Genomic DNA, 25,118 nt, shown 5'->3' with positions numbered 1-25,118 from the left:
GGCCGAACGCGTACGTCGGTGGGTCACCTCGGCGTTGACCGGCCGAGACTAGAGCGGTTTCTGCGCCGGGTGCACGCACGGCTGCCCCTGGTGCGGGTCATCCTCTTTGGTTCCCGGGCGCGAGGCGACGAGCTGGACGACAGCGACTATGACCTGCTCTTCGTCTCGCCGGCATTCGCGGGCGTGGCGTGGACCGCTCGGCTCCGGGCGGTCCTGGATCTCTGGGACCTCGACGTGGAGCTGGAGCCGCTCTGTTACACGCCCGAAGAGTTTGCGCGAAAGGCCCGGGAGATCTCGACGGTGGCCGAGGCGGTCCGCGACGGGGTGACGGTCTGGGAAGACCTCAGAACGTCGTCAGGTAGCGATCGACCTCCCACGGGTGGACCCGGCTGACGTACTCCCGCCACTCCAGCCGCTTGGCCTGGCGCAGGTGGTCGACGATGTGCCCGCCCAGGGTCGCGCAGACCACCTCGTCGGCCAGCAGCTCCCGCATGGCCTCGTCCAGGTTGCGGGGCAGCACCTGGATGCCCAGCTGGTCCAGCTCGTCCTCGGTCATGGCGTAGATGTTGCGGTTCAGCGGTGGCCCCGGGTCCAGCCGCCGGTCGATGCCGTCGAGCCCGGCGGCCAGCATGACGGCCAGGGCCAGGTACGGGTTGCAGGAGGGATCGGGCATCCGCAGCTCCACGCGGGTGGCGGGGCCCCGCGCCGCGGGGATGCGCACCAGCGGCGAGCGGTTGCGCTCGGCCCACGCGATGTAGACCGGCGCCTCGTAGCCCGGCACCAGCCGCTTGTAGGAGTTCACCAGGGGGTTGGTGACCGCGGTCATGCCCCGGGCGTGGGCCAGCAGCCCACCGGTGTAGTGCAGGCAGACCGCGCTCAGCTGATAGGGGCCGTCCGGGTCGTAGAAGGCGTTGGTGCCACCGCGGTAGAGCGACTGGTGGGTGTGCATGCCCGAGCCGTTGATGCCGGCCAGGGGCTTGGGCATGAACGTGGCGTGCAGGCCGTGACGCCTGGCGATGGTGCGCACCACGAACCGGAACGTCGCCACGTTGTCGGCGGTGCGCAGCACGTCGGCGTACCGGAAGTCGATCTCGTGCTGCCCCGGCGCCACCTCGTGGTGGGCGGCTTCCACCTCGAACCCCATGGCCGACAGCGCCGTGACCATGTCGGCCCGGGCCTCCTCGCCCTTGTCGACCGGCGCCAGGTCGAAGTACCCGGCACGGTCGTGCGTCTGCAGGACGGGCTGGCCGCTGGCGTCGAGGGGGAAGAGGAAGAACTCGCACTCCGGTCCGGCCATCATGGTGAAGCCCCGCTGCGACGCGGCGGCGATGGCCCGCTTGAGTACCGACCGCGGGTCACCGGCGAAGGGTTCCCCGTCGGCGGTGTAGACGTCGCAGATCAGGCGCGCCGTGATCCCCTCCTGATCCTTCCACGGGAAGACGGCGAACGTGGCCGGGTCGGGGATCAGGTACATGTCCGACTCCTCGATGCGCACGAACCCTTCGATCGAGGAGCCGTCGAACATGATCTCGTTGTTCAGCGCTTTCTCCAGCTCGTCCACGGGGATCTCGACGTTCTTGAGGACGCCCAGGATGTCGGTGAACTGCAGCCGTACGAACCGCACGCCGCGCGCGGCGGCCTGCTCGAGGACCTGTGCTGTGGTCATGGCGTCGCCTCCTGGCCCACGGGATGGTCTGGACGCTGCTGGCGCTGCTGCCGGCGGGGCCCGTGACGCCTCCCCCTCACGTCAGCGCAGGCCGCGCGCGAACGCGCGACGGCCGGTTGCGGGCGCGCGACCTCGTTGTCCTGCGAGCGGGAAACGCCGGCCTGACGAGGGTCCACCCGGGGTCCAGCTGCACGATACCACCTGGGGCGGGGCCCGGGAAGGGGGCTGGCCAGGTGGTGCCTACCTGGGGCGGCACCGTCCGGACGCCGTGGCGCAGGCGCGGAGGCCGAATACAGCGGGCGCTCGATAGACACCCGCACCGCCAGGGGCTACCGTGGAATCACAGGAGGGCCGGCCATGGTCACCACACGGGAAGAGGCCATTCGCCGCGCCGACGAGGAACTGGGAGGGCGGCGCTTCGCCGGGATTTGCGGGGCCTACTTCGAGGGCGATTCCTGGTTCGAGCAGAACGTGCCTGCCTGCTCACGCCAGGAGGAAGTCGACCTGCGGAACATCTGCCCGATCTATACCTGCGCCCGCATTCGCGGGGTGGAGCACTGCGGGGTGTGCCCGGAGTTCCCCTGCCACCTGCTGCTGCTCTTCAGCGCCCACGATCCCAAGCCGGGCGAGCGCGTCGTCTCGGCCGCCATGCGGGCGAGCCTGGGCGAGCGCGCCTGGGCCGCGTGGGCCAAAGAGCGGTCGTTCACCGGGGTGCTCTGCCCGCTGCAGCCGCGGTCGCGGTAGGAAACGGTCGGGCCAGCGCGCCCGCAGCGTCGGCGGCGCGACGTCGACGCGCTGTCTTGGGAGACACGCTGTAGACACGCTCCGGACGCCGCCGGCCAGTATGTCCCGAACCGGGCCCCGTGGCCTGCCGGGCCACGTGTCCGCGTGCCCGACGAGGGTCGCCTGCGTCCCACGCTGCGCTGCTCCGGGTTCTTCGGCTGGCCCCACGTCAGCGTGCCTGCGGGTAGCGATGCGGTTCACGGGCGGTTCACACGTCGTTCATGACGGGTTCGCACGGGCCCGCTAGCGTGGGACAGGGGGAGACTGGATGTTCCAAGGAGGGTGAGGCACCGTGAGTCGTCGACACGTCTACCTGAGCGCGGGAGTGCTGGCCGTCGTGGCCGCCCTCGCCGTACCTGTCCTCGCGCAGCCGGGGCCAGGGTTCCCGGCGTGGGGAATGCACGGGTGGTGGTGGTCCGCGCCTCCCGCGGCAGGCGGGGGCGCGCTCACCATCGATGCCGCCGCCGAGCGCGTCCGGCAGGTGCTGGCGGCATGGGGCAACCCGGACCTGGCACTCAAAGAGATCATGGAGTTCTCCAACCACTTCTACGCGGTCGTCGTCGAGAAGAGCACCGGCCTCGGGGCGTTCGAGCTCCTGGTCGCGCGGAACGGGGCAGTACGGCCAGAGCCCGGGCCGAACATGATGTGGAACACGAAGTACGGACACATGGCCGGGGTTGGGGGCTTCGCAGGGGCAGCCCGTGGCGCGTATGGCCCGGGCATGATGGGCGGTGGTCCCCGGGGTCCGGGCATGATGGGACCGGGCGGGACGCCCGGCCGCGGCGCTGGTGGGCCGGGCCCGTACGGTCCCGGCATGATGGGCGGCGGGTGGTGCGTGCAGGGTGGGCCCGGTGCGGCACCCGGTGCGCCTGCGGCTACCCCCACGATCACACGGGACCGCGCCCGCGCCCTCGCGGCGGAGTACCTGGCGCAGGTCCTGCCCGGAGCCGTCCCCGATGAGGGCACCGCCTTCTATGGCTACTTCACCTTCGACGTCGAGCGGGCGGGCAAGACGATCGGCATGCTGAGCGTCAACGCCTACACGGGCCAGGTCTGGTACCACACCTGGCACGGGACCTTCATCAGGGAGAAGCACTTCTAACGAACGCACGGGCCGCATGTCTGTGGCCCGCTGACGCCCAACCGGGCCGCACCAACGGGGGAGTACCCGGGGTGCGGCCCGGCGGGTGTCCTGTAGCAGGGCCTGAGGGGCAGCGATCTGCTCTTTGTATGGTAGCGCCGTGAGGTAGCGCCAAGGTAGCCGCCAAGGTAGCACCTGCAGGTGCGGCCCGACGTGCGCTGGCACCGGTTGAGGGTGGGCGGCCGACCGGGCATAGTGGAGGAGTATGGATCCCAGCACGCTCTCCCCCGACGCCCTCGCCCTGCTCACCTTCCTGGCCGGCCTGGCCACCGCCATCGCCACGGGACTGGGCGGGGTGCCCTTCCTGTTCGTCTCCGCGCTCCCCCAACGGCTGCTGGGCCTGGCCTGGGGCTTCAGCGGCGGCATGATGCTGTCGGCCTCGGTGTTCAACCTGGTGTTCGAGGGCGTCCAGCGTGCGGGCCATACCACCGTGGCGGCGGGCGCGGCGCTGGGCGCGCTGTTCTTCTGGGTAGCCGAGCGACGCTTACGCCACGCGCACCCCAACTTCTACCATCTGCAGGGCGCGCCGGCGCGCCGGGCGCTGCTGGTCATCGGCGCGATGTTCGTCCACAGCATCTCCGAGGGCGTGGCCATCGGCGTGGGGTTCGGCTCGGGCGAGATGACCCTGGCCGTGCTGCTGACCATCGCACTGGCGATCCACAACGTCCCCGAGGGGCTGGCGGTCTCCCTGCCGCTGCGGGCCGAGGGGTTCTCGGGATGGGCCTGCATCTGGTGGGCGATCTTCACCAGTCTGCCCCAGCCGGTACTGGCCGTGCCGGCGGCGCTGGCCGTGGCGCTGTTCTCCCCGCTGGTCCCCCTGGGCCTCGGGTTCGCCGCCGGGGCCATGGGCTTTCTGGTGTTCGGCGAGATGCTCCCCGAAGCGTTGGAGCACAGCGACCGCAACGACGCCGCCGCCGCGGTGCTGGTCGGCTTCCTGCTGATGATGTTGCTGCAGAACGTGCTGCAGTAGCCCGGGGCAGGGCATACACCGGTGGCCGGGGCGAGGCGTACAATGGTCGTGGGACGCCGGGCCGTGGCGTGCGCAGGACGCGGTGCGGGGGAGACCCGCCCGGTCACGGTGTGCACGGTCCCGGTTGGGGCGTCCACGACAGGGGTTCGTTCGGTGGAGCGCGCGACATGCGACAGGACGAGATCCGCGTGGGGTTGACGTTCGACGACGTGCTGCTGGTGCCCAAGCGCTCCGCGGTGGAGACCCGCGCGCAGGTGTCCACCCGCACGCAGTTCACCCGGCAGATCAGCATGGCCATCCCCATCGTGAGCGCCAACATGGACGCGGTGACGGAGAGCGAGATGGCCATCGCCATCGCCCGCGAGGGCGGCATGGGAATCATCCACCGCTTCCTGCCCATCGAACGGCAGGTGGCCGAGGTGCGGCGCGTCAAGCGCGCCGAGAGCGTCGTGATCGAGGAACCCTACACCATCGAGCCCACCCGGCCCATCCGCGATGCCCTCGCGTTCATGGACGAGCACGGCTCGGCCGGGCTGCTGGTGGTGGAGAACGGGCACCTGCTGGGGATGGTGACGGCGCGCGACCTGCTGTTCGAAGACGACCTGGACAAGCCCGTGGCCGCGGTCATGACCCCCCGGGAGCGCCTGGTGACCGCGCCCCCGGGCACCGGCCTGGAGGAGGCGCGCCGGATCCTCCACGCGCACCGCATCGAGAAGCTGCCGCTGGTGGACGGCAACGGTACCCTGGCCGGCCTCATCACCAGCCGCGACATCCGCAGTCGCCTCCAGCACCCTGAGGCCACCAAGGACGAGCGCGGGCGCCTGCGGGTCGGGGCGGCGGTGGGGATTCGCGGCGACTACCTCGAGCGCGCGGCGGCGCTGGTGGCCGAGGGGGTCGACGCCCTGGTGCTGGACGTTGCCCACGGGCACACCGAGACGGCGCTGGCCGCCCTGGAGCGGCTCCGGGCCCGGTTCCCCGACGTGCCGCTCGTCGCCGGCAACGTGGCCACGGCCGAGGGCACGCGCGACCTCATTGCCCGGGGCGCCGACGCGGTCAAGGTGGGGGTTGGTCCCGGCTCCACGTGCACCACCCGCATCGTCACCGGTGCCGGCGTGCCGCAGCTCACGGCGATCATGGACTGCGCCCGCGCCGCCGCCGGCACCGGGGTGCCCATCATCGCCGACGGCGGGATCCGCGGCTCGGGTGACATCACCAAGGCCCTGGCCGCCGGCGCGAGCACGGTGATGCTGGGCAACCTGCTGGCCGGCACTGAGGAGAGCCCGGGCGCCACGGTGGTCCGCAACGGTCGCCAGTACAAGACCTACCGCGGCATGGCCAGCCTGTGGGCCACGGCGCGCCGCCGGGCGCTGGACGCGCCGGTGGATGACGAGGACCTCAGCCAGATCGTGGCCGAAGGTGTCGAGGCCCTGGTGCCCTACCGCGGCAAGGTCGCCGACGTGCTCCAGCAACTGCTGGGCGGGCTGCGCTCGGGGATGAGCTACTGCGGGGCCCGCACCATTCCCGAGCTGTGGGCCAACGCCGAGTTCATCCGCATCACGCCCGCGGGGTTGCGGGAGAGCCTGCCCCACGACGTCGAGTTGCTGTAGGGGCGCCGGCGGGCCTCGGGGAACCCGCCCGGCGGCGGCCGGTCGGGGCGACGCGGCACGTACCGCCGGGTCGGCAGTCCCGCCCGCGGCGCTAGCTTGGGATCAAGTCCAGGCGGTAGCCCACGCCGCGCATCGCCACGATACGGACCTGGCCACGAGGCTCGAGCTTCCTGCGTAACCAGCCGATGTGCGTGTCGAGGGTCCGCGTGTCGCCAACGTAGTCGTCGCCCCAGACGTCGTGGAGGAGGCGCTGCCGGCGGACGACCTTGCCCTGGTGGCGCAGCAGCAGGCGCAGCACCTCGAACTCCTTGACCGACAACGGCACCGGTGCGCCCGCCACCGTGACCTCATGCCGTTCCACGTCCATGACCACTTGCCCGGCGACCAGCCGGCCCTCCCGGCCGGAGCGCACGGCCAGCGTCTCCGCCACGTTGGCGATGTCCTCACACCGGTCGGTCGCGGCCTCCAGGAACTCACAGATGTCCTTCCATTTGATGATGTCCCTGGCGCTCGCGCCGTTGGTGAAGAGGTAGTCGATCGCCGCGCGGAGGGCGTCGTCAGCCAGGTTCTCGTGGCGGTGCAGCGCTCGTGTGTGCGGGAACACGTCGCTGGCGCGCCGCAGGCTCCCCATCGCCAGGCGGAGGTCCCGCGCCGCGGCCAGGACGGCCTGCCCCATCGTGCGCGCGGGCGCGATGGCGCGCCGGATGCGGTGCATGGCCAGCCGTGCGGCGGCGGCCTCGATGGCGTCCAGGACGTCGTCCAGCAACCCCACCAGGGTCTGGAGGGCCGCCCGATCCTGTCGGTCGCTCGGTGCCGTGCCGAGTAAGTCGAACAGGTCGCGGGCGATGGCGTCGCCCTTGTGCTCGAGGTCGCGGATGGTGTGCCAGGTCGCCGCCGCCGCGGCGCGCCCGTCGAGGAGCGCCTCCAGCGCGATCGCCGCCTGCTCGATGGCCGTCGCCATCTCGTCCAGCAGGGCGTACTCCCGCTCCTCGGGTGACGCCGACGGCTTGGCGGAGAACGACGGTGATACGGCCATGCAACATCCTCCGGATGCGCGCGCCCGCCCTTGACACGATACCAACAGTTCGTGAACCTTGCGTCAAGACTACGTGAAACGTGGGCCCGGGCGTCACCTGGTGTCTCCCGCGCTTCTCGCGACGCAGCAGGTCGTTCGTACCCCCGCCCCCGTGGCGGCGCGGCCGCGGGTCCTGCCGCGCGCACGTCCCAGGAAGGCACCCGTGCGGGCATCCGGACGCGACGCCCGCGGAGGATACGGATTATCCGAACCGACCGGTCACGTACGCCTCGGTGCGCGGGTCCCGGGGGCGGGCGAAGAGCTCGGCGGTCGGGCCCGCTTCCACCAGGTGGCCGTCCAGCAGGAAGGCGGTGAAGTGCGAAACCCTGGCGGCCTGTTGGAGGTTGTGGGTGACGATGACGATGGTGTACTCGCGGGCCAGGTGGGTCATCAGCTCCTCGATGCGGGCTGTCGCAGTGGGATCCAGCGCAGAGCAGGGCTCGTCCATCACCAGCACCTCCGGCTCCACGGCCAGCGCCCGGGCGATGCACAGCCGCTGCTGCTGTCCTCCCGAGAGCTCGAGGCCGCTGCGCCGATGCAGGACGTCCTTGACCTCGTCCCACAGGGCGGCCTGCCGGAGCGCACGCTCCACGCGCGCGTCCAGGTCCCGGCGGGAGAGCCGGTAGTGCAGACGCAACCCGAACGCGACGTTGTCGTACACCGACGTGGGAAACGGGTTGGGTTTCTGGAACACCATGCCGATCCGGCGGCGGACCTCCACGGGGTCCACATCAGGGGCGTAGACGTCCTGGCCCCAGAACAGCACTCGTCCGGCGACGCGTGCCCCGGGGATGAGATCGTTCAAGCGGTTCAAGGACCGCACCAGCGTGCTCTTGCCGCATCCCGACGGCCCGATGATGGCGGTGATGCGCCGCGCGGGGACCTTTAGGGTGACGCCCTGCACCGCGGCCCGGTCTCCGTACCATACCCGTAGCGCGTCAGTCTCCAGCACAGCGTCCGTGCCGGGTGGTTCCGCGACGGCCTCGGCGTGCCCGTGGAGCCTGGGGCGCGCGTCTACTGTGGATTGCACCGTACCACCTCCGGTCAGTTACCAGCGTACCTGCCAGCGCGTGCGCAGCCAGATCGCCGTTGCGTTCAGCAAGAGCAGGACGGCCAGCAGCAGGATGATACCGGCCGCGGCGACCGCATGGAACGCGGGCTGCGGCTGCGACACGTAGTTGAAGATCTGGATCGGCAGGACGGTGAAGTAGTCCAGCGGGCTTCGGGGCAGGAACGGGACGTACTGCAGGGCACCCAGCATGATCAGCGGCGCCGTCTCGCCGACGGCGCGGGAGAGCGCAAGGATCAGCCCCGTCAGGATGCCGGGCGCGGCGTAGGGCAACACCTGGTAGCGGACAACCTGCCAGCGCGTTGCCCCCAGAGCGTAGGCTGCGTCCCGTACGCTCCTGGGTACTGCAGCGATGGCCTCGCGGGCGGTGAGGATCGTCAGGGGCAACACCAGCAGCGCCAGTGTGCAGGCTCCCGCAAGCACGCTCTTGCCCATGCGCCCCAGCTCGACGAACAGCCCAAGGCCCAGGAGGCCGTAGACGACCGACGGGATCCCGGCCAGGGTGGCGATGTTGACGTGGAGCAGGGTCGCCAGCCGCCCCGGGCGCGCGTACTCGCTCAGGTACACGGCCGCCGCCACGCCCAGCGGAAACGCCAGGAACGCCATGAGGCTGATCACCAGGACGGTCCCCACCAGGGCGCTGGCGTACCCGGACTGTGCCGGGAAGCGCGACGGGAAGTGCGTGACGAGGTGCGGCCGCAGCATCGGCGCGCCGTCGCGCACGACATCGGCCAGCAGCACGCCGAGGAACAGCAGTCCCACCAGCGTGGCGGCCTGGCAACCAGCCACGAACCAGCGCGCCCGACGCACGCGGACGGTCCGTGGTCGGGGGGTGACCGTGGGCAGGGAGCGCACGCTCATGCGTAGCGCTGGCGGACGCGCTGGATCACCGCGATGCTGGTCGCGTTGATCGCCAGCGTCATGACCAACAGGAGTGCGCCGGTGGCGAACAGCGTGCGGTACTCCACCGACCCGTAGGGCGTGTCGCCGAGGCTGACCTGCACGACGAAGGCGGTGAGCGTCATCATCGGCTCCAGGGGATTGACGGTCCACGCCGGCGACTGCCCGGCTGCCAGGGCGACGATCATGGTCTCCCCCAGGGCCCGCGCGAGACCCAGCATGCACGCTGCGCCGATGCCGGGAAGGGCGGCGGGCAGCACGGTTCGGAGCGTTACCTCCAGCGGCGTGGCCCCCAGGGCGTAGGCGGCGTGGCGCAGGTCCGCGGGCACAGCGCGCATGACGTCCTCGCTCAACGACGCCACCAGGGGGAGGATCATGACACCCATGACCAGCCCCGCGGCCAGCGCGTTCTGCCCGGCCAGGGCCTGCCCGAAGACGTGGTCCTGCAGCCATGGTGTGACGAACGTCAACGCGAAGTACCCGTACACGACGGTGGGAACGCCGGCGAGCACCTCCAGGCTTGGTTTGAGTCGGTCCCGCAGTCTCCGCGTCGCGAACTCGCTCAAGAAGATGGCCGCCAGCAGCCCCAGGGGAACGGCGACCGCGAGGGCAATGGCGCTGGTGACCATCGTTCCGGCCACCAGCGGGAGCACGCCGAACCGCTTGCTGGCGAACAGCGGACTCCAGGTCGTCTCGGTGAAGAACTCCCGGACCAGGGCCAGCGGGCGTCCGAGCAGGTCCGGGCGGGCCTCCGCGAACCGTTGCAGGTCGGCCCGTCCCGCCAGACGCCCCGCACCGGCGGCGTCCAGCGGGAGGCGGAAGAACTGCACGGCCTCATAGGCCAGCACGCCGACGATACCGAGGGTCACCGCCACCGAGACGTACGCACTGGCAGCCAGGACCGCTGCGATCAGACGTCCATCCCGCTGTCGACGTCGCAGCCTCACAGCCGGGGCCTTGTTCTTGCTTTCGGCCCCGGCTGCTGTGGTCGTCTTCACCTTGGGCCTCCCGGCAGCGTCCTGCGGGCGCGGATGGACGCTCGTACCGTGCCGGCCGGTGACGCGCGCATGCCGCTACCGGCAGTGCGCCACGTAGCTGCCGCTCAGCTGCGCCAGGGAGGCATGCCCTGCCGCCTTGCCACCTTCCTTGAAAGCCGTCCCCGGTGTCAGGCGCGCGAGGCACTGTCTGGCTGCGACGTAGACCGCATCCGGCAACTCGACGTACCCGACCGCCCTGGTGAGGTTGGTCCGCTTGCCAGGCTGGCGCGGGTCGTCGACGGTCAGGGCGACACCCGTGCCCTGCCCGACGTACCAGGCGGCGAACTGCCGGACCTCTGGCTTGGACAGCGCGCTGGTGCGATTGACGTAGATGAAGATCGGCCGGGTCAGGGGGTAGCGTCCCGTCTTGCTCGTGTCGAAGTCAGGCTGGACCCCCTTGCAGTCAGCGTCGGAGGCGAGGTCGACGCGGCCGCTGGGGTCGATGGCGACCCCTTTGACCCGGCCCTGATTCTCTTCGAGGTAGGCGAGGCCGAAGTAGCCCATGGCCCCGTCATCCCGCTGCACGAACTGGACGGTCACGTTGTCGTCCTCGGTGGCCAGGTAGTCGCCGCGACTGGCCTTGGCCTTGCCGACAACCATCTCCGTGAAGCTGTCGAAGGTTCCCGAGTCGGCACCCGCCCCGGCGAGCCGCAGCGGCCGGTCGGGGAAGGTGGCGCGCACCTGGCGCCAGCTGGTGATGCGCCGCTCGGCGCCCGGTTCCCAGATGCGTTTGAGCTCACCCATTGTCAGGCAGGTGGCCCAGGTGTTCCGCGGGTGGACGACCACGCTCAGGCCGTCGATGGCCACGGGCACCTCCACGTAGCTCACCTGGTTGCGCTGACAGGCTTCGTCCTCCGTCGCCTGGATCGGCCGCGACGCGTCCTGGATGTCGGTCCGCGACTGAGGGCTGTCCGCGCAGAACTTCTTGAATCCGCCCCCTGTGCCGCTGATCCCCACGGTGATGCGGATCGTCCGGCCTGCGGGGGTCTTCCGGAACTCCTCGGCGACCGCACTGGTGAGCGGCCCCACGGTGCTGGAGCCGTCGATCACGATCGTGCCGGGTGGGCTGGCGGTGGCGCCGGGGCGTTCCTGCGTCACCCCTGCGCTGGCGAGGAGCAAGACCAACGCGGCGGCGAGCACCGCCGAGCGGACCTTTGAGGTTGTCACCACATACCACCTCCAGAGATCTGCACGCGGTTTGGTTCGCGATGGTCGGTGTGCACGTCCACCCGGCCACCGCGACCGTCTTCAGCCTACGTGCACAGCGGGACCTGGAGGGTGAAGGGAGCGTGAAATGTGGGCGATGGGTTCGTCAACGCCGACGGGCCCTGGCCGTCGGTCGGCCGTCTTCGGTGAGGGCTGCTGCCACCGCGTCGATGGTCACCGTCATCAGCCAGGACGACCCCGCACCGATCGTCGAGCACGCGCAGGCCCGAGCACGCGCCATCACGTGGTATCGGGCAGCGGCGCGGCGTCGTGGGGGGGCGGTCAGGGAGACGACCGCCCCTGCCCCGGCGCATCCAAAAGCAGCGACGGCCTGCGGGAGCGCTCCGCAAGCATTGCAGCCGTCGGATCCATGCCGGCCCCGCGCAGGTAACGGTCGATCGCCTCGGCCGCCCGCAGCCCGTCGCGCAGCGCCGTCACCACCAGGTCGGGGCCCCGGATGGCGTCGCCGCCCGCGAAGACCCCGGGGACGGTCGTCGCCAGGTCGTCATTGACCTCGTAGGTCTGCCAGGGCGTGCGTGCCGGGCCGTCGTCGGCGGGTACCGGTGAGCCGTCGAACCCGAAGGCCAGGATCACCAGGTCGGCGTCGACGACGAACGTGCTGTCCGGCACGGGCTCGGGCCGGCGCCGGCCGTTGGCATCCGGAGCGCCCAAACGCATCGCCACGCACTCGATGCCGCAGACCCTGCCCGTGCCGTCGTCCAGGAACCGCACCGGCGCGGCCAGCCAGCGGAACGTCACGCCTTCGTCCTTGGCCGCCTGCACCTCCCGGCGGCTGCCCGGCATGTTCTCCTCGTCGCGCCGGTAGACGCACGTCACGCTGACGGCTCCCAGCCGCCGGGCCGTGCGCACGCAGTCCATGGCCGTGTCGCCGCCACCCAGCACCACCACCCGCCGGCCGCGCAGGTCGTCCGGCGCCGTCGGGTGGGGGCTCTCCATGGCGTTGCGGATCAGAAACGGCAGCGCGTCGACGACGCCGTCGAGCTCTTCGCCGGGGATGTGCGCGCGCTTGGGCGTGGTCGCCCCCGGCGCCAGGAAGATCGCGTGGTAGCCGGCCTCGCGCAGCTCGTCCAGGCGCACGTCGTCGCCCACCCGTACCCCACACACGAACTCGACCCCCAGCGCCTCCAGGTAGCGCACGCGCCGGTCGACGACGGCCTTCTCCAGCTTGAAGGCCGGGATGCCGTAGCGCAGCAACCCGCCCGGTGCGGGGTGCGCATCGTAGACGGTGACGTGGTGCCCCCGCTGGACCAGGCTGCCGGCGCACGCCAGCCCCGCAGGGCCGGCGCCCACCACGGCCACCCGGTAGCCGGTAGCCGGGGGCGTGGGCGGCAGCGGCAGCCCTTCCACCTCCATGGCGTAGTCGTTGATGAAGCGCTCGATGGCGCCGATCGCGACCGGTTCGTGCTTGACGCCGACGATGCAGGCGCCCTCGCACAGCCGGTCCTGGGGGCAGATCCGGCCGCAGATCTCGGGCATGGGGTTGGTCGTACGGGACAGGTGCGCGGCCTCCAGGAACCGCCCCTCGGCGGTGAGTGTCAGCCACTCGCGGATCGGGTTGTGGAGCGGGCAGGCCTGCACGCACGGCGCCTTGACGCACTCGACGCACCGGGACGCTTCGGCCACGGCCTGCTCGGGCGTGTAGGGCAGGGTGACCTCGCAGAAGTCCGCGAGGCGATCGCCCGGCGGACGCTTGGGTGGGGGTTGGTGGGGCAGCGTCAGCCGGGTGCGTTTGTCGGGTCGGGCCATCGCGAGCCTCCAGGGTGTGGCGAAACGGTCCCGGGAGCAAGCATGGCGACGCCGGACGGCGGGCGGCAATCGGGCGGGGGCCCGATCTTCTTCGGAACTACCGCCCGGCACGCTGACGGGTGGGCGGGAGCCTGCGGGTGATCGACGCCAGCCGATCGGTGCGCGCGGGTCGGCGCGCAGTCGCGGGTCGTGAGACAGGCGGACGGCCAGGGGGCCACCCCGCACCGGCAGGAGTTCGACGGAGCGACGGGGCACGCGGTGGCGTCTCGCGCCGGCTACCCTCGTGCCAGCAGGCTTTCGATCTCGAAGGCCAGCTGCACGCGCAGCCGCAGGGCGGGATCGTCGAGGTGCCCGCCCAGCAGCGCCTCCATGCGCGCGAGCCGGTTGCGCATGGTGTTCCAGTGCACGCCGAGTCGGCGTGCGGCCAGCCGCTGGTTGAACCCTGCGGCGATCAGGGTGCGCGCGGTGTCGTACAGCGCGGCGCTGTGGGCGCGGAGCACGCCGACGGTGGCGTCGTAGAGGTCCTGCAACACTTGTCGATCCTGGCAGGCGTCCAGGATGCGCAGCACAGCGAGATCCTCGTACCACCAGATTCCAGCCCCGCGGGCCACCGGGAGCACGGCCTGCGCCTGGCGAAAGCTGACCGGCGCGCCGGCGGGGCCCCGCTGCGCGCCGCCGAGCACGACGGCCACCGCCTGCGCGGATGCCGCGTCCTGGACCGTCCGCCAGATCCGGTGGAAGCGCTCGCGCCTTCGGGCGATCGGCTCCCCCGCCGGAAGGATCACCACGACCTGGTTCAGGGCATACGCCATGAGCACCGGGAGCTGCTCACGCTCGAGGGCGTGCTGCACCGCCTGGCCGAGCTGCACGCGCGATGCGAACTCGGCAGCCGACGTGAGCGCTCGCGGTCGGACGACGCCGTCCCCATCGACGGGGATGACGATGCCCACCGCGTAGGTACCGTCGGGGTCGAACCCCAGGAGCTGAGCGCGCTCGCGCAGTGCCGATTCGCGCTCCAGCCGGCCCTGGAGCACCGCTTCCACGAAGGTGTTGCGGACGCGGGTCTCTACGTCGGCCACGGCCTGTTGGCGCAGCAGGTGCAACCCGACGACCACGGCGCTGTGTTCCGTGGCACGCCGGTCGAGTTCCGTCAGGGGGCGCCCGTGGCGGGTAGCCACGAGCATCACCGCGGGGATGTCACGGCCCACGCGCACGGGCTGCAGGATCGCCTCGCCGGCGGGCTCGAGGGCAAGACGCGCGGCGTGGCCCTCGGCCGCCACCGTCAGCGCCACGTGGCGCGGGAGCTGGTCCCACGCCGGGATGGGCGGGCTGAGCGGTTGCATCCGACGGTCCAGGATGAGGACGTCGCAGTCGATGAGGTGGTCCAGGCGCGCCGCGATGTCGGCCACCGATTCGGCGTCCAGCGCGGCGGCGGTCAGTGTGCGGTGAATCTGCTCCGACCGCTCGAGCAACGCGACCTGACTCCGGATGATCTCCCGGTTGAGGGTTTCGGTCAGCTCGACGAAGGAGGCGTCCTCACCGGTTTCGAGGACGGGCAGGCCCACGTGCGTCGCTTCGTCGACGACCGCGTCGGGCACCTGCGGGAAGAACGGCCCGCCAACGCGGAAGAGGAGGGCTGCTACCCGGGTGCGCTCCAAGTCCCGCACGATGCGCCGCTGCTCGTCGGCTTCCGGGGGCCAGCTGTACCCTGTGGTCAGCAACAGCTCCCCACCGTGCAACCACGGCAGGACCTCAGGCCAGGTGTGGACCCACCGGACCTCGCGGCGCAGGTCGTGCCCGGCGCGCACGCGAACGCCCCGCATGACGTCGAGGCCGAGGATGTCTGCCACGGTGAGCGGCTTCGAGCGGTCCTCCGGTGCTGGCTGCGGAGGGCGCGGTTCCGGTGCACGGGCCGTCATGGGGATGGAGCCCTCTTCTTGTGATCCTGTCACAAGCATTTGCACCCAAAACTATGACGCTGGCCCGTTGATTCCTGCTCGGTCGTGTGGATAGGATGGACGCCACCATGGGGCGCGGGCCGCGACGGTCCCGGGCTAGCGATGTCCTCACGGTCGGGTGTCTGTACCCGCTCACCGGGAGGGCGGCGCGGTATGGCCACGATGCGATCGTCGGGGCGGAGATGGCCGCCGACGAGGTCAACGAGGCCGGAGGCGTGCTGGGGCGCGAGGTGCGCCTCCTGTTCTCCGACGACCGATCCGATCCCACCTACGCGGTCAAGGTGGCGCAGCGGTACGTGGTGGAAGACCGGGTGGACGTGCTCATGGGCGTGGTCAGCAGCGCGGTGGCGCTGGCGGTGACCGAGGTCTCCCGGCACTTCGGTGTCATCTTCGTCGGCACCGACCACGCGTCGACGCGGCTGACCGTGGAACAGTTTCAGCCGTACTACTTCCGTGTGACCAACAACACCGCGCAGTCGATGCGGGCAGGGGCCATCTACCTCAGTCGCCGTCCGTGGCACACGCTCTACTACATCGGGCCCGACTACGAGTACGGACACCGGCAGTGGCAGGACTTCCGCGAGCACCTCCTGCGGCTGCGCCCGGACGCCCGCGTGGTGGGGCTGGCGTGGCCCAAGCTCTACGAGCGCGACTACCGCCCCTACGTGCGCGCCATCCTGGCCGCCGGCCCCGACGTGCTGGTGTGTGGGTTCTGGGGCGGGGACACCATTGCCTTCCTCCAGCAGGGACTGGAAGCCGGGTTGTTCGAGCGCACGCGGGTCATGAGCTTCGACGCCGGGGGCAACTACGAGGTCTTCGAGGCACTGGGCGACCGCATGCCCACGGGGCTGGTGCTGAGCGCCCGCCACCACAACAACTTCCCACCCACCGAGGACAACCGCCGCTTCGTACACGCGTTCTGGCAGCGGACGCGTCGGTTCCCATCCTACACGGCGCACGGGGCGTATGTCGGCGTGCAGTTCATCGCACGGGCGGTAACGCGGGCCGGCACGGTGGACGTCGAGGAGGTCGTCCGGGCCGCGGAAGGGTTGGTGGTGCCCACGCCGCGGGACCGCCCCGGCGCCCCCTCGTGGATACGGCCCATCGACCACCAGGTCGTCCAGGAGATGTACATCGGGGTCAGCGAGCCGTCGGACGCGTTTCCCCCTGCACGGGTGCTGCTGGGGCAGTGGGAGGTGATCGGGGCCGCCGACGCGCTGCCGTCGGAGGACGAGATTCGCAGGGCGCGGGAAGAGGCCAGGGTCCGGGGACAACCCGCCACGTCATAACGGAGGAGGAACGGGCATGGTGCCAACGCGTGGGGGAACAGCACGGGCACGAGGAGGGCGGTGGACGCTGCCGGTGCTGCTGGTCCTGGTGCTGAGCGGTGCGGTCCGTCCGGTGGTGGCCGCGGCGCCGGCACCCGGGGCCGTGAAGGTGGGGATCGTGACCTTCCTTTCGGGGGCCGCGGCTGCGCCGTTCGGCATCCCGGCCCGGAATGCCGCCGAGGTGCTGGTCGACGAGTTGAACGCCGGGCGCGTGCCCGCCCCGTACAACAAAGTGGGCATCAACGGGGTGCCCATCCGCACGGTCGTCGTCGACGAAGCCGGCGGCGCGGACAAGCAGGTCGCCGAGTTCCGCCGCCTGATCCTGGACGAGCGAGTTGATCTGGTCATCGGCTACATCTCCAGCGCCGACTGCCTGGCGGTGGCGCCGGTCGCCGAGGAACTGCGGGCCCTGCTGGTGATGTTCGACTGCGGGACAAACCAGATCTTCGAGGAACGCCGCTACCGCTACGTGTTTCGAACCCACGGACACCAGATCCTGGACAACGTGGGCGCCGCCCGGTACGTCCTGCGCCAGAAGTCCGCAGTCGCCACCATCGCCGGCATCAACCAGAACTATGCGTGGGGCCAGGACTCGTGGACGACGTTCCGCGACTCGATGCGCAAACTGAAGGCCGACGTGCGGGTACTGGCCGAACAGTTCCCGCGGCTGTTCGCCGGCGAGTACTCGGCCGAGCTCTCGGCGTTGCTGGCCGCACGCCCCGACGTGATCCACACCAGCTTCTGGGGCGGTGACCTGGAGAGCTTCCTCATCCAGGGCCTGCCTCGCGGCATCTACGCCCAGAGCCTGCTGGTCCTGACCACCGGCGACACGGTCCTGCCACGGCTGGGCCGGGACATGCCGCCGGGGGTCGTCATCGGCGCCCGCGGCCCCCACGGAGCCCTGGCCCCGGACGTGCCGCTCAACCGCTGGTTCAAGCAGGCGTACACCGCCCGCTTCGGCACGCGGCCGGTGTACCCGTCCTACCACATGTCGCAGGCCCTGCTGGGCGTCAAAGCGGCCTACGAGAAGGCCGCCGCGCGCGGCGGGTGGCCCACCAAAGAGCAGCTCATTGCGGCGTTCGAGGGGCTGACGTTCGAGACGCCCAGCGGGACGATTCGGATGGCGCTGGGCGGCGGCCACCAGGCGGTGGAGCCTGTCGCCTACGGCGTCACCGGCCGGTACAACACCGCCCTGAAGGAGTTCGAACTGACCCGCGTCATCACGTTTCCGGCGGAGTGTGTCAACCCGCCGGAGGGGGTCAAGAGCGCCGACTGGATCGCCCAAGGCTTTCCGGGCGCCCGGTGTCCGTAGCAGGCGGTCGGGAGCGTCGCCCGTGCGCCGCGACGGTCAGGCGGAGTACGCGCAGGTGGCTGGCTCGTCAGGCACGTTGCGCTGCGCCGGGGTGAGATGCACCGTGTCCGTGTGAGCCCATGAATACCGCCACGGTGATCGCCGTCGACGGCGTGGTCTTCGCCTCGTGGCTCTTCCTGGTGTCGGTGGGGCTCACCCTCATCTACGGCGTGTTGCGCATCCTGAACATCGCCCACGGCAGCTTCTACGCCCTGGGCGCGTACACGGGGGCCGTGCTGGTCCTCCGCTACGTGGAGGGCGACCGGTGGCCGCCGGGGAGTCTGGCCATGCTGGGGCTGGCGGCGGTGCTGGTCGGTGCGGTCATCGGCCCCGCCGTGGAGCGCGGCGTGCTGCGCCGCATCTACGGGCGCGAGCAGGTGCTGCAGCTGCTGGTCACCTTCGCGCTCTTCTTGATCTTCGAAGACGCGGTCAAGCTCATCTGGGGGCCCAGCCCCTACTATGCGTACCGCCCCTACGCGATGCTGGGTCAGGTCACCATCGGCGCCGTGGCCTATTCGCGCTACAGCCTGGTGTTGGCAGGCACAGCGCTGCTGGCCGGCGTCTGCCTGTGGACGCTCGTGAACCGCAGTCGCTTCGGCCGCCTGCTGGTAGCGGTGATCCACGATCCCGAGATCAGCGCCGCGCTGGGCGTGAACCTGCCACGGGTCCACGCGCTGGCGTTCTCCCTGGGCACCACCCTGGCGGCGCTGGGCGGGGCGTTCACGGCGCCGATGATCTCGGTGGTCCCGGGCATCGCCGTGGAGGTCATCGTGGTGGCGTTCGCGGTGGTCGTCGTGGGGGGACTCGGCAGCCTGGAAGGCGCGGCCGTGGGCGCCCTCCTGATCGGGCTGGTGCGCTCGGCGGCGGTGCACCTGTTCCCCGCCGTCGAGCTGTTCACCATCTACGTGGTCATGGCCGCGGTGCTGCTGGTACGCCCCCAGGGGTTGTTCGCCCGGGGAGAAGCCCGGCGGATATGACCTGGCCGCGTCTGCTCCCGCCCGCCGCGCTCGGGCTCTTGGCCGTGCTGGGCGCCATCCTGCCGGGCTGGCTCGTGTTCGTGCTGACCCTGGCCCTGGCGAAAGGCCTGGCGGTCCTGGCCGTGGTCATCCTCATGCGAGCCGGGCTGGTCTCCTTCGGGCACGGGTTGTTTTTCGGCGGCGCCGCGTACGCGGCGGGGTTTGCCGCGAAGCTCTGGGGGATGCGGGAGGCGGCGGGACTCGTGGTGGTGGGCGTCGGCGCCGCGCTGGCGCTGGGCCTGGTGACCGGCCTGCTCGCCGCACGCTACCGCGAGATCTTCTTTGCCATGCTCAGCCTGGCGTTCTCCATGGTGCTCTACGGGGTGTTGATCAAGGCCTACACCCTCACCGGCGGGAGCGACGGCCTGCGCATCCCGGTCCCCACCATCGGCGGCCTGCATCCGCCGCTGACGCAGGCGCGGCTGGCGCTGTACTACGTGGCGCTGGCCGCCGTGGCGGGCGTCGCCGCCTTCACCATGCGCTACGCCAGCGCCCCGCTGGGATACGTGATGCAGGCCATTCGCGACAACGAGGTCCGCGTGGCCTACCTGGGGGCGTCGGTGCCTCGCGCCATCCTGCGGACCTACGTCCTGTCGGCCGGCCTCGGCGGCCTGGGTGGCGTGCTGGTCGCGCTGACGGTGGGGCACATCGATCCCAACCTGGCCTACTGGACCACGTCAGGGGAGTTCGTCTTCATCGCCCTCCTGGGCGGCGCCGAGGGCGTCCTGGCGCCGCTGGCGGGGGCGGTGGTCTACGAGCTGATCAAGAGCTACGCGTTCAAGTACGCGCCGTTCGCCTGGCAGCTGCTGATGGGGGCCATCATGCTCACCATCATCCTCTTTCGGCCCGAGGGCCTGTGGGCGCCGCTGGAGCGGACGCTGCACCGCCGCCGCGGATGACGCCCATCCTGGAAGTCACGGACCTCACGCTGCACTTCGGCAGCGTGACCGCCGCCGAGCGTGAAACCGTGGCGGTGGCCCCCGGGGAGTTCGTGGGCATCGTCGGCCCCAACGGCGCGGGGAAGACCACCCTCCTCAACCTGATCACGGGGTACCACCGCCCAGAAGCGGGGCGCATCCGGTTCCTGGGACGGGACATCGTGGGCTTGCACCCGCACCAGATCACGGCCCTGGGGATCGGGCGGTCGTTTCAGATCCCGCAGCTCTTCTTGCGGCTGACGGTCCTGGAGAACGTGCTGGTGGCCCTGGCCTGTGCGTCACGCCAGGCGCTGGACGTCTGGCGGCCGCTGTACGGCCGCGGGCGACTTGCTGCCGCACAGGAGCTGCTGGGCGCGCTGGGGCTCGCAGGCGACGCGGGACGCCTGGCCGGCGAACTCCCCGAGGGCGGGCGCAAGCTGCTGGATGTGGCGCTGGCGCTGGCGCTGCGGCCGCGGCTGCTGCTCATGGACGAACCCACCAGCGGCGTCAGCACGCAGGAGAAGTTCCCGGTCATGGATACCCTGGCGGGCGTGCTGCGCGCCGGGGCCGTGACCGCCATCTTCGTGGAACACGACATGGAGGTCGTGCGGCGGTACGCCACCCGTGTGCTGGTGCTGGACAGCGGGCGCATCGTGGCCGACGGGCCTCCTGCGGCCGTGCTCGACGGGCCGACGGTCCGGCAGGCGCCGGCGGGACACCGATGAGCGGGTTGCGGCTCGTCGAGGTGCGCGTCGTCGTCCGCCAGCTGGTGCTGCTGCGGCGGGTGACGCTGGAGGTGCCGCGCGGGACCGTCGTGGCCCTCGTGGGGCGCAACGGCGCGGGGAAGACCACGACCATGCGCGCGATCATGGGCCTGGTGCCCATCGCCGCGGGCGCGGTGGCCTTGAACGGCACGGACCTGCGCGCCCGCCCCGCGCACCACCGGGCGACGCTGGGCGTGGGCTACATGCCCGAGGACCGGCGCCTGATCCCACAGCTCACGGTGGAGGAGAACCTGCTGGTGCCCGTCTGGGCCAACCGGTTGCCCGACGGGCGCGAGCGCCTGCAACGCGTCTACGACGTGCTGCCGGGGGTGCGGGCGTTCGCCCCTCGTCGCGCCGGCCAGCTGAGCGGCGGGCAGCAGAAACTGGTGGCGCTGGCCCGGGCGCTGATGGTGGGGGATGAGGTGCTCCTGCTGGACGAGCCGTTCGAAGGGCTGGCCCCGGCGCTGGTGGAGCAGATCGCCGGGGTGCTGCAGCGCCTGGCCGGTTCACAGACGGCGGTGCTGGTGGCCGAATCGGAGCTGCTCCACGTCGGGCGGCTCGCTGCACGGACGTACACCATCGAGCGGGGCGAGATCGTCGGGGTGCAAGGATGAAGACCATGGCGGCCGTGCTCTACGAGATGGGACGGCCCCGTCCGTACGCCGAGACGCGGCCTCTCCTGGTAGACGAAGTGGAGGTGCTCGGCCCGGGGCCGGGCGAGGTGCTGGTGGAGGTCGTCGCCGCGGGGGTCTGCCACTCGGATCTCTCCGTGATCGACGGGTCGCGGCCGCGGGTGATGCCCATGGCGCTGGGCCATGAGGCGGCCGGCGTGGTGCGCGAGATCGGCCCGGGGGTCGGGGACGTGCGTCCCGGCGATCACGTCGTGTTCTCGTTCGTGCCAGCGTGCGGGCGGTGCGAATTCTGCCTGGTCGGACGCCCCGCCCTCTGCGAGCGGGGCAACGCCGCCAACGCCGCGGGCAGCCTGCTGGACGGCAGCCGGCACTTCGTGGACGGTGCCGGACGGATCCTGCACCATCACCTCGGGGTCTCGGCGTTCTCGCGCTTTACGGTGGCCGCCCAGGAGTCGCTGGTGCCCCTGGACGCGGACGTCCCGCTGGAGACCGCTGCCCTCTTCGGGTGCGCCGTCGTGACCGGGGTAGGGGCGGTGGTGAACACCGCGCGGGTTCCGGCCGGTGCCTCGGTGGCCGTGTTCGGGCTGGGCGGGGTGGGGCTCAGTGCGGTGATGGGCGCGCGAGCGGTGGGGGCGTCACCCATCGTGGCGGTCGACGTCGTGCCGGTCAAGCTGGAGCTGGCCCGACGTCTGGGGGCCACAGCCGTTGTCGACGCGCGGCATCAGGATCCGGTCCAGGCCATCAAGGAGCTCACGCGCGGCGGCGCAGCCTGGGTGTTCGAGAGCGTGGGCAGCGAGCGGGTGCTGGTGCAGGCGTTCCAGGCCACGCGGCGGGGCGGGACGACCGTTGCGATCGGCCTGCCGCATCCCGAACGGTTGTTCAGTGTGCCCGCGGTGACGCTGGCCGCCGAGGAGCGTACGGTGATGGGCTCTTACATGGGATCGGCCGTGCCGCGCCGTGATATCCCGCGGTTCATCGCCATGCACCGCGCGGGTCTGCTGCCTGTGGAGGCCCTACGATCGCGGACCGTGGCATTGTCGGAGATCAACGAGGCGTTCGACGCCCTGGCGCAGGGCGAGGTGGTTCGCCAGATCGTGCGTCTGGGCGACTGACCACCGATTCTCCCGTCGCTGCGGGTGCCGTAGAATGTGTGCGTGAGCGCCGAGGCAGTCGCACGCCCGGTCACCGTCGACACGGCACTGGCGCTGGTGATGCGCGCCGTCCACCGCGCCCCCGTGGAAGAGGTGCCCCTGGCGGAGGCCGCTGGGCGGGTGCTGGCTGCCCCGGTGGTCGCCGCCGAGGACCTGTGGCCCTTCCCGCGCGCCGCCATGGACGGCGTCGCCGTGCGCGCCGCCGACGTGGCGGGGGCCTCGCCGCAGCGCCCCGTGCGCCTGCGCCTGACGGGCGCGGCGTACGCGGGGCAGCCCTCCCCGCAGCAGCTGGGCAGCGGCGAGGCCGCGCGCGTGGCCACCGGCGCGCCGATTCCGCCGGGGGCCGATGCGGTCATCCCGCAGGAAGCCGTGCGGTGGGAGCCGGGCGCGGTGCTGGTCGACCGGCCGGCGCCACCGGGGCAGCACATCTTCCCGCCGGGAGAGGACGTTCGGGCAGGCGAGCAGGTGCTGGCGCCAGGCACCGTCCTGCACGGTGGCCACATCGGGCTCCTGGCGTCGATTGGGTGGGCGCAGGTCCCGGTGGTGCGGCGACCCGTGGTGGCCATCGTGACGTGCGGCGACGAGCTGGTGGCGCCCGAGGCGCCGCTGCGGCCGGGGCTGGTGCGCGACAGCAACTCGTTCACCATCGCCGCCGAGGTGCGCGCGCTGGGCGCGGTGCCGCTCGTCGTAGGCCGCGCCCGCGACGACGCGGCCGAGCTCGACGCGCTGGTGTGCCGCGGCCTGGAAGTGGGCGATGTGCTGATCACGTGCGGGGGCCTGTCGGTGGGCGAGCGCGACCTGATCCGACCGGTCCTGCGCCGCGCGGGCGTCGAGTTCGCCTTCGAAGGCGTGGCCATGAAGCCGGGCGCGCCCGCGGCGTTCGGTGTCGTCGGGCCAGGTCTGCCTGCAGCCTCCCGTCCCGTGTTCGCCCTGCCCGGCACGCCCAGCGCATGCCGCGTGGCGTTCGAGGTGCTGGTGGTCCCGGCCCTGGGCGTCATGCTGGGCTGCGCCGATCCGCCGCGGCCGCAGGGCGTGGCGCAGCTGGAGGCGCCGGTGCGCGTGCGGCCCGGCCGCGCGCGGTATCTCTGGGGCGCCGCACGGCTGGGGCCCTGGGGCCTGACGGTGGCGCCGCTGTACGTGCAGAGCACGGCGGCCCTGCGTTCGTCCGCTGATGCCAACGCGCTCATCGTGCTCGACCCGGCGACCGGCGATCTGCCGGCCGGCACGCCGGTGCCGGTCCTGCTGCTGGGGGCGCTCCCCGCGCCGTCGCCCGCGCGCGCCGCGCAGGGGCCGACGGCGGTGGGCATCGTCGGCGCGCGCGGGGCGGGCAAGACCACGCTGGTGGAGCGTCTGATCCCGCTGCTGGCGGCGCGCGGGGTGCGGGTGACGGTGGTCAAGCACCACGCCCACCTGGTGGCCCTCGACGAGGCCGGCACCGACACGGCCCGGGCGGCGGCGGCGGGCGCGACGCGCACGATCCTGGCGGGGCCCGCCGGCGTCGTCATCCGCGAGCCGGCGCCACCGCTGCTGGCGGGACGGTCGCCTGCTGGACCGCCATCGCCACCCTCGCCAGGCGGGCACCGGGCAGGCGTGGCAGGCATGCGGGAGGCCATCCCGGCTGAACCTTGGCGGGCCGGCGCTGGCACGGATGCCGCAGGCTCACAGCCTGCCGGCCCGACGCTCGACGACATCCTGCGGTGGGCCGCGCCTGGCGAGCTGGTCCTGGTGGAAGGGTTCAGTGATGCGGCGCTGCCGAAGATCCTCGTGCGCCGGGCAGGGACAAGCGCCGATCGGCCCGATCCCCCGGGGCCGTTCCTGGCGGGCGTCGGCGATGTGCTCACCGAGGCGACCGTCCCCTGGTTCTCCTGGGACGAGCTGGACCGCCTGGCGGACTACCTGGCTTCGCGCCTCGCAGGATGACAATCGTTCTCGTTCGGGCTCACCGCAGGCGTGTGGGCCACGCGACCAGCGCACTGCGCCGGACGGCTTCCCACAGCTGGCGGTCGTAGGTCGCGACGGTAACGGTCTCGCCCAGAAGGTCTTGCCAGGACAGGGCGGCAGCCAGGTGGATGGCGTCATAGCCGCGCAGGGCGTGATCCCAGGCAAGCGCGGCAGCCCGGCTCACCACACCCTCCGTAAGTTGAATGCGGATGATGTCGTCCCATTCGGCTGTGAAGACCTGTAGGGCGGACCGCGCCTCGTCGTGCTGCAAGACGTTTGTGCGATACGCACGCGCCAGGGCCGCCGCCACTTCGGCCCGGCTGACGGTGGCCGTCCCGACCGCCTCCGCGCGGGCGAGCAAGCGTCCAACGTCGGCTGAGCCCGCTTCCGCCACGTACCGCTTGACGAGAGCGCTGGCGTCGAGGTAGACGATCATCCTCGGTTGTCGACAAGGAGCTGCGCTACGGTGCGTCTTCCGCGTGCACGCGCCACAGGGGCAGCGCGCTTCAGCCTGCGCGTGTTCCACCGGACCAGCCCACTCTGGCGCATGGCCTCGAGGCGGTCAGCGAGGGGACGTTCGACCGGCACCATGCGGCCCACGGGCGTGCCGCGCACGGCGATTTCCACGGTCTCCCCTGCTTTCACTCGCCGGAGGTACTCGCTCAAGCGGCTCTTGAGCTCGCGAACATTCACCCGGGTAGCCACGCGCTCGTCCTCCTGATAACGCTGGTGGTCACATTGTAGGCTTTTGAGGCCACAGCGTCCAGGATCCGGTGGACGGCGCCCAGGGAGCCCTGCCCGTTGCCCTGCCGGACGGTGCGCGTCTCGCGCCGACCAGC

At 71.5% G+C, this 25,118-nt stretch carries 23 protein-coding genes; 13 read left to right on the top strand and 10 right to left on the bottom strand.

Annotated features, from left to right (window positions below; genetic code table 11):
- Nucleotides 1-18 precede the first annotated feature (18 nt).
- On the top strand, nucleotides 19-393 hold the full coding sequence (locus QN157_03540) for a nucleotidyltransferase domain-containing protein (protein MDR7554659.1): 375 nt from the start codon (nucleotides 19-21) through the stop codon (nucleotides 391-393).
- Here QN157_03540 and glnA read toward each other — a convergent pair.
- Nucleotides 344-1,666 carry a type I glutamate--ammonia ligase gene (glnA, locus tag QN157_03535; GenBank protein MDR7554658.1) on the bottom strand — a complete coding sequence of 441 codons (1,323 nt, stop codon included), beginning with the start codon at nucleotides 1,664-1,666 and terminating at the stop codon, nucleotides 344-346. The genes QN157_03540 and glnA overlap by 50 nt on opposite strands.
- A 357-nt stretch (nucleotides 1,667-2,023) precedes the next feature.
- Between glnA and QN157_03530 the strand changes: the two genes are divergently transcribed.
- From QN157_03530 to guaB, 4 genes are all read left to right on the top strand, one after another.
- Nucleotides 2,024-2,410, top strand: coding sequence for a DUF3795 domain-containing protein (locus tag QN157_03530; GenBank protein MDR7554657.1), 387 nt, complete (start codon nucleotides 2,024-2,026; stop codon nucleotides 2,408-2,410).
- A 331-nt stretch (nucleotides 2,411-2,741) separates the two neighbouring features.
- A complete protein-coding gene (locus tag QN157_03525) occupies nucleotides 2,742-3,551 on the top strand; it encodes a hypothetical protein (GenBank protein MDR7554656.1) in 810 nt (269 codons plus the stop codon).
- Between the two features lie 244 nt (nucleotides 3,552-3,795).
- Nucleotides 3,796-4,560, top strand: coding sequence for a ZIP family metal transporter (locus QN157_03520; GenBank protein MDR7554655.1), 765 nt, complete (start codon nucleotides 3,796-3,798; stop codon nucleotides 4,558-4,560).
- Nucleotides 4,561-4,727: 167 nt separating this feature from the next.
- Nucleotides 4,728-6,167 (top strand): IMP dehydrogenase, encoded by a 1,440-nt coding sequence (guaB, locus tag QN157_03515; GenBank protein MDR7554654.1) that lies wholly within the window; start codon nucleotides 4,728-4,730, stop codon nucleotides 6,165-6,167.
- A gap of 91 nt (nucleotides 6,168-6,258) precedes the next feature.
- Here the strand turns inward: guaB and QN157_03510 are convergent, their stop codons facing one another.
- From QN157_03510 to QN157_03480, 7 genes are all read right to left on the bottom strand, one after another.
- Nucleotides 6,259-7,203 carry a DUF47 family protein gene (locus QN157_03510; protein ID MDR7554653.1) on the bottom strand — a complete coding sequence of 315 codons (945 nt, stop codon included), beginning with the start codon at nucleotides 7,201-7,203 and terminating at the stop codon, nucleotides 6,259-6,261.
- Nucleotides 7,204-7,444: 241 nt separating this feature from the next.
- Nucleotides 7,445-8,194, bottom strand: coding sequence for a phosphate ABC transporter ATP-binding protein PstB (gene pstB / locus QN157_03505; protein MDR7554652.1), 750 nt, complete (start codon nucleotides 8,192-8,194; stop codon nucleotides 7,445-7,447).
- 96 nt (nucleotides 8,195-8,290) lie between these two features.
- Nucleotides 8,291-9,172, bottom strand: a complete 882-nt coding sequence (gene pstA, locus QN157_03500; GenBank protein ID MDR7554651.1) for a phosphate ABC transporter permease PstA — start codon at nucleotides 9,170-9,172, stop codon at nucleotides 8,291-8,293.
- Nucleotides 9,169-10,209, bottom strand: a complete 1,041-nt coding sequence (gene pstC / locus QN157_03495; protein MDR7554650.1) for a phosphate ABC transporter permease subunit PstC — start codon at nucleotides 10,207-10,209, stop codon at nucleotides 9,169-9,171. Before pstC ends, pstA begins: the two co-directional genes overlap by 4 nt.
- A 75-nt stretch (nucleotides 10,210-10,284) precedes the next feature.
- Nucleotides 10,285-11,415: a PstS family phosphate ABC transporter substrate-binding protein gene (locus QN157_03490; protein MDR7554649.1), complete on the bottom strand. Its 1,131-nt coding sequence runs from the start codon at nucleotides 11,413-11,415 to the stop codon at nucleotides 10,285-10,287.
- A gap of 321 nt (nucleotides 11,416-11,736) precedes the next feature.
- Entirely contained in the window at nucleotides 11,737-13,221 is a 1,485-nt protein-coding gene (locus QN157_03485; GenBank protein MDR7554648.1) for an NAD(P)-dependent oxidoreductase, read from the bottom strand.
- Between the two features lie 275 nt (nucleotides 13,222-13,496).
- The gene (locus QN157_03480; GenBank protein ID MDR7554647.1) at nucleotides 13,497-15,071 is read right to left on the bottom strand and encodes a PucR family transcriptional regulator ligand-binding domain-containing protein; all 1,575 of its coding nucleotides are present in this window, start codon (nucleotides 15,069-15,071) and stop codon (nucleotides 13,497-13,499) included.
- A 164-nt stretch (nucleotides 15,072-15,235) separates the two neighbouring features.
- On the opposite strand from QN157_03480, the gene QN157_03475 reads away from it, so the two are divergent.
- The 8 genes from QN157_03475 (at nucleotide 15,236) to QN157_03440 (ending at nucleotide 24,258) form a co-directional block, all read left to right on the top strand.
- A complete protein-coding gene (locus QN157_03475) occupies nucleotides 15,236-16,468 on the top strand; it encodes an ABC transporter substrate-binding protein (GenBank protein ID MDR7554646.1) in 1,233 nt (410 codons plus the stop codon).
- A 16-nt stretch (nucleotides 16,469-16,484) separates the two neighbouring features.
- Complete coding sequence (locus QN157_03470; GenBank protein MDR7554645.1) at nucleotides 16,485-17,819, top strand: ABC transporter substrate-binding protein; 1,335 nt, start codon at nucleotides 16,485-16,487, stop codon at nucleotides 17,817-17,819.
- 119 nt (nucleotides 17,820-17,938) lie between these two features.
- The gene (locus QN157_03465; GenBank protein ID MDR7554644.1) at nucleotides 17,939-18,835 is read left to right on the top strand and encodes a branched-chain amino acid ABC transporter permease; all 897 of its coding nucleotides are present in this window, start codon (nucleotides 17,939-17,941) and stop codon (nucleotides 18,833-18,835) included.
- The gene (locus QN157_03460; protein ID MDR7554643.1) at nucleotides 18,832-19,773 is read left to right on the top strand and encodes a branched-chain amino acid ABC transporter permease; all 942 of its coding nucleotides are present in this window, start codon (nucleotides 18,832-18,834) and stop codon (nucleotides 19,771-19,773) included. The genes QN157_03465 and QN157_03460 overlap by 4 nt, the downstream gene beginning before the upstream one ends.
- On the top strand, nucleotides 19,770-20,516 hold the full coding sequence (locus QN157_03455; GenBank protein MDR7554642.1) for an ATP-binding cassette domain-containing protein: 747 nt from the start codon (nucleotides 19,770-19,772) through the stop codon (nucleotides 20,514-20,516). Before QN157_03460 ends, QN157_03455 begins: the two co-directional genes overlap by 4 nt.
- The gene (locus QN157_03450; GenBank protein ID MDR7554641.1) at nucleotides 20,513-21,169 is read left to right on the top strand and encodes an ATP-binding cassette domain-containing protein; all 657 of its coding nucleotides are present in this window, start codon (nucleotides 20,513-20,515) and stop codon (nucleotides 21,167-21,169) included. Before QN157_03455 ends, QN157_03450 begins: the two co-directional genes overlap by 4 nt.
- Nucleotides 21,166-22,299, top strand: coding sequence for a zinc-binding dehydrogenase (locus tag QN157_03445; protein ID MDR7554640.1), 1,134 nt, complete (start codon nucleotides 21,166-21,168; stop codon nucleotides 22,297-22,299). The genes QN157_03450 and QN157_03445 overlap by 4 nt, the downstream gene beginning before the upstream one ends.
- A gap of 42 nt (nucleotides 22,300-22,341) precedes the next feature.
- Nucleotides 22,342-24,258, top strand: coding sequence for a molybdopterin-guanine dinucleotide biosynthesis protein MobB (locus QN157_03440; GenBank protein ID MDR7554639.1), 1,917 nt, complete (start codon nucleotides 22,342-22,344; stop codon nucleotides 24,256-24,258).
- 19 nt (nucleotides 24,259-24,277) lie between these two features.
- Here QN157_03440 and QN157_03435 read toward each other — a convergent pair whose 3' ends face one another.
- Complete coding sequence (locus QN157_03435) at nucleotides 24,278-24,715, bottom strand: type II toxin-antitoxin system VapC family toxin (GenBank protein MDR7554638.1); 438 nt, start codon at nucleotides 24,713-24,715, stop codon at nucleotides 24,278-24,280.
- The gene (locus QN157_03430; GenBank protein MDR7554637.1) at nucleotides 24,712-24,972 is read right to left on the bottom strand and encodes a type II toxin-antitoxin system prevent-host-death family antitoxin; all 261 of its coding nucleotides are present in this window, start codon (nucleotides 24,970-24,972) and stop codon (nucleotides 24,712-24,714) included. The genes QN157_03435 and QN157_03430 overlap by 4 nt, the downstream gene beginning before the upstream one ends.
- Between the last annotated feature and the right edge of the window lie 146 nt (nucleotides 24,973-25,118).

This window comes from Armatimonadota bacterium (assembly GCA_031459855.1).
In the GTDB taxonomy this organism is placed as follows: domain Bacteria; phylum Sysuimicrobiota; class Sysuimicrobiia; order Sysuimicrobiales; family Humicultoraceae; genus Fervidifonticultor; species Fervidifonticultor primus.
This window is presented reverse-complemented; position numbering and strand designations above follow the sequence as displayed.

What these genes read in the sequence shown, in the direction of transcription:
- pstA (MDR7554651.1), bottom strand. Translation starts at nt 9,172, where the DNA reads ATGAGCGTGCGCTCCCTGCCCACGGTCACCCCCCGACCACGGACCGTC.
- QN157_03485 (MDR7554648.1), bottom strand. Translation starts at nt 13,221, where the DNA reads ATGGCCCGACCCGACAAACGCACCCGGCTGACGCTGCCCCACCAACCC.
- QN157_03445 (MDR7554640.1), top strand. Translation starts at nt 21,166, where the DNA reads ATGAAGACCATGGCGGCCGTGCTCTACGAGATGGGACGGCCCCGTCCG.
- QN157_03455 (MDR7554642.1), top strand. Translation starts at nt 19,770, where the DNA reads ATGACGCCCATCCTGGAAGTCACGGACCTCACGCTGCACTTCGGCAGC.
- QN157_03510 (MDR7554653.1), bottom strand. Translation starts at nt 7,203, where the DNA reads ATGGCCGTATCACCGTCGTTCTCCGCCAAGCCGTCGGCGTCACCCGAG.
- QN157_03470 (MDR7554645.1), top strand. Translation starts at nt 16,485, where the DNA reads ATGGTGCCAACGCGTGGGGGAACAGCACGGGCACGAGGAGGGCGGTGG.
- QN157_03530 (MDR7554657.1), top strand. Translation starts at nt 2,024, where the DNA reads ATGGTCACCACACGGGAAGAGGCCATTCGCCGCGCCGACGAGGAACTG.
- guaB (MDR7554654.1), top strand. Translation starts at nt 4,728, where the DNA reads ATGCGACAGGACGAGATCCGCGTGGGGTTGACGTTCGACGACGTGCTG.
- QN157_03450 (MDR7554641.1), top strand. Translation starts at nt 20,513, where the DNA reads ATGAGCGGGTTGCGGCTCGTCGAGGTGCGCGTCGTCGTCCGCCAGCTG.
- QN157_03465 (MDR7554644.1), top strand. Translation starts at nt 17,939, where the DNA reads ATGAATACCGCCACGGTGATCGCCGTCGACGGCGTGGTCTTCGCCTCG.
- QN157_03460 (MDR7554643.1), top strand. Translation starts at nt 18,832, where the DNA reads ATGACCTGGCCGCGTCTGCTCCCGCCCGCCGCGCTCGGGCTCTTGGCC.
- QN157_03475 (MDR7554646.1), top strand. Translation starts at nt 15,236, where the DNA reads ATGGACGCCACCATGGGGCGCGGGCCGCGACGGTCCCGGGCTAGCGAT.
- QN157_03435 (MDR7554638.1), bottom strand. Translation starts at nt 24,715, where the DNA reads ATGATCGTCTACCTCGACGCCAGCGCTCTCGTCAAGCGGTACGTGGCG.
- QN157_03520 (MDR7554655.1), top strand. Translation starts at nt 3,796, where the DNA reads ATGGATCCCAGCACGCTCTCCCCCGACGCCCTCGCCCTGCTCACCTTC.
- glnA (MDR7554658.1), bottom strand. Translation starts at nt 1,666, where the DNA reads ATGACCACAGCACAGGTCCTCGAGCAGGCCGCCGCGCGCGGCGTGCGG.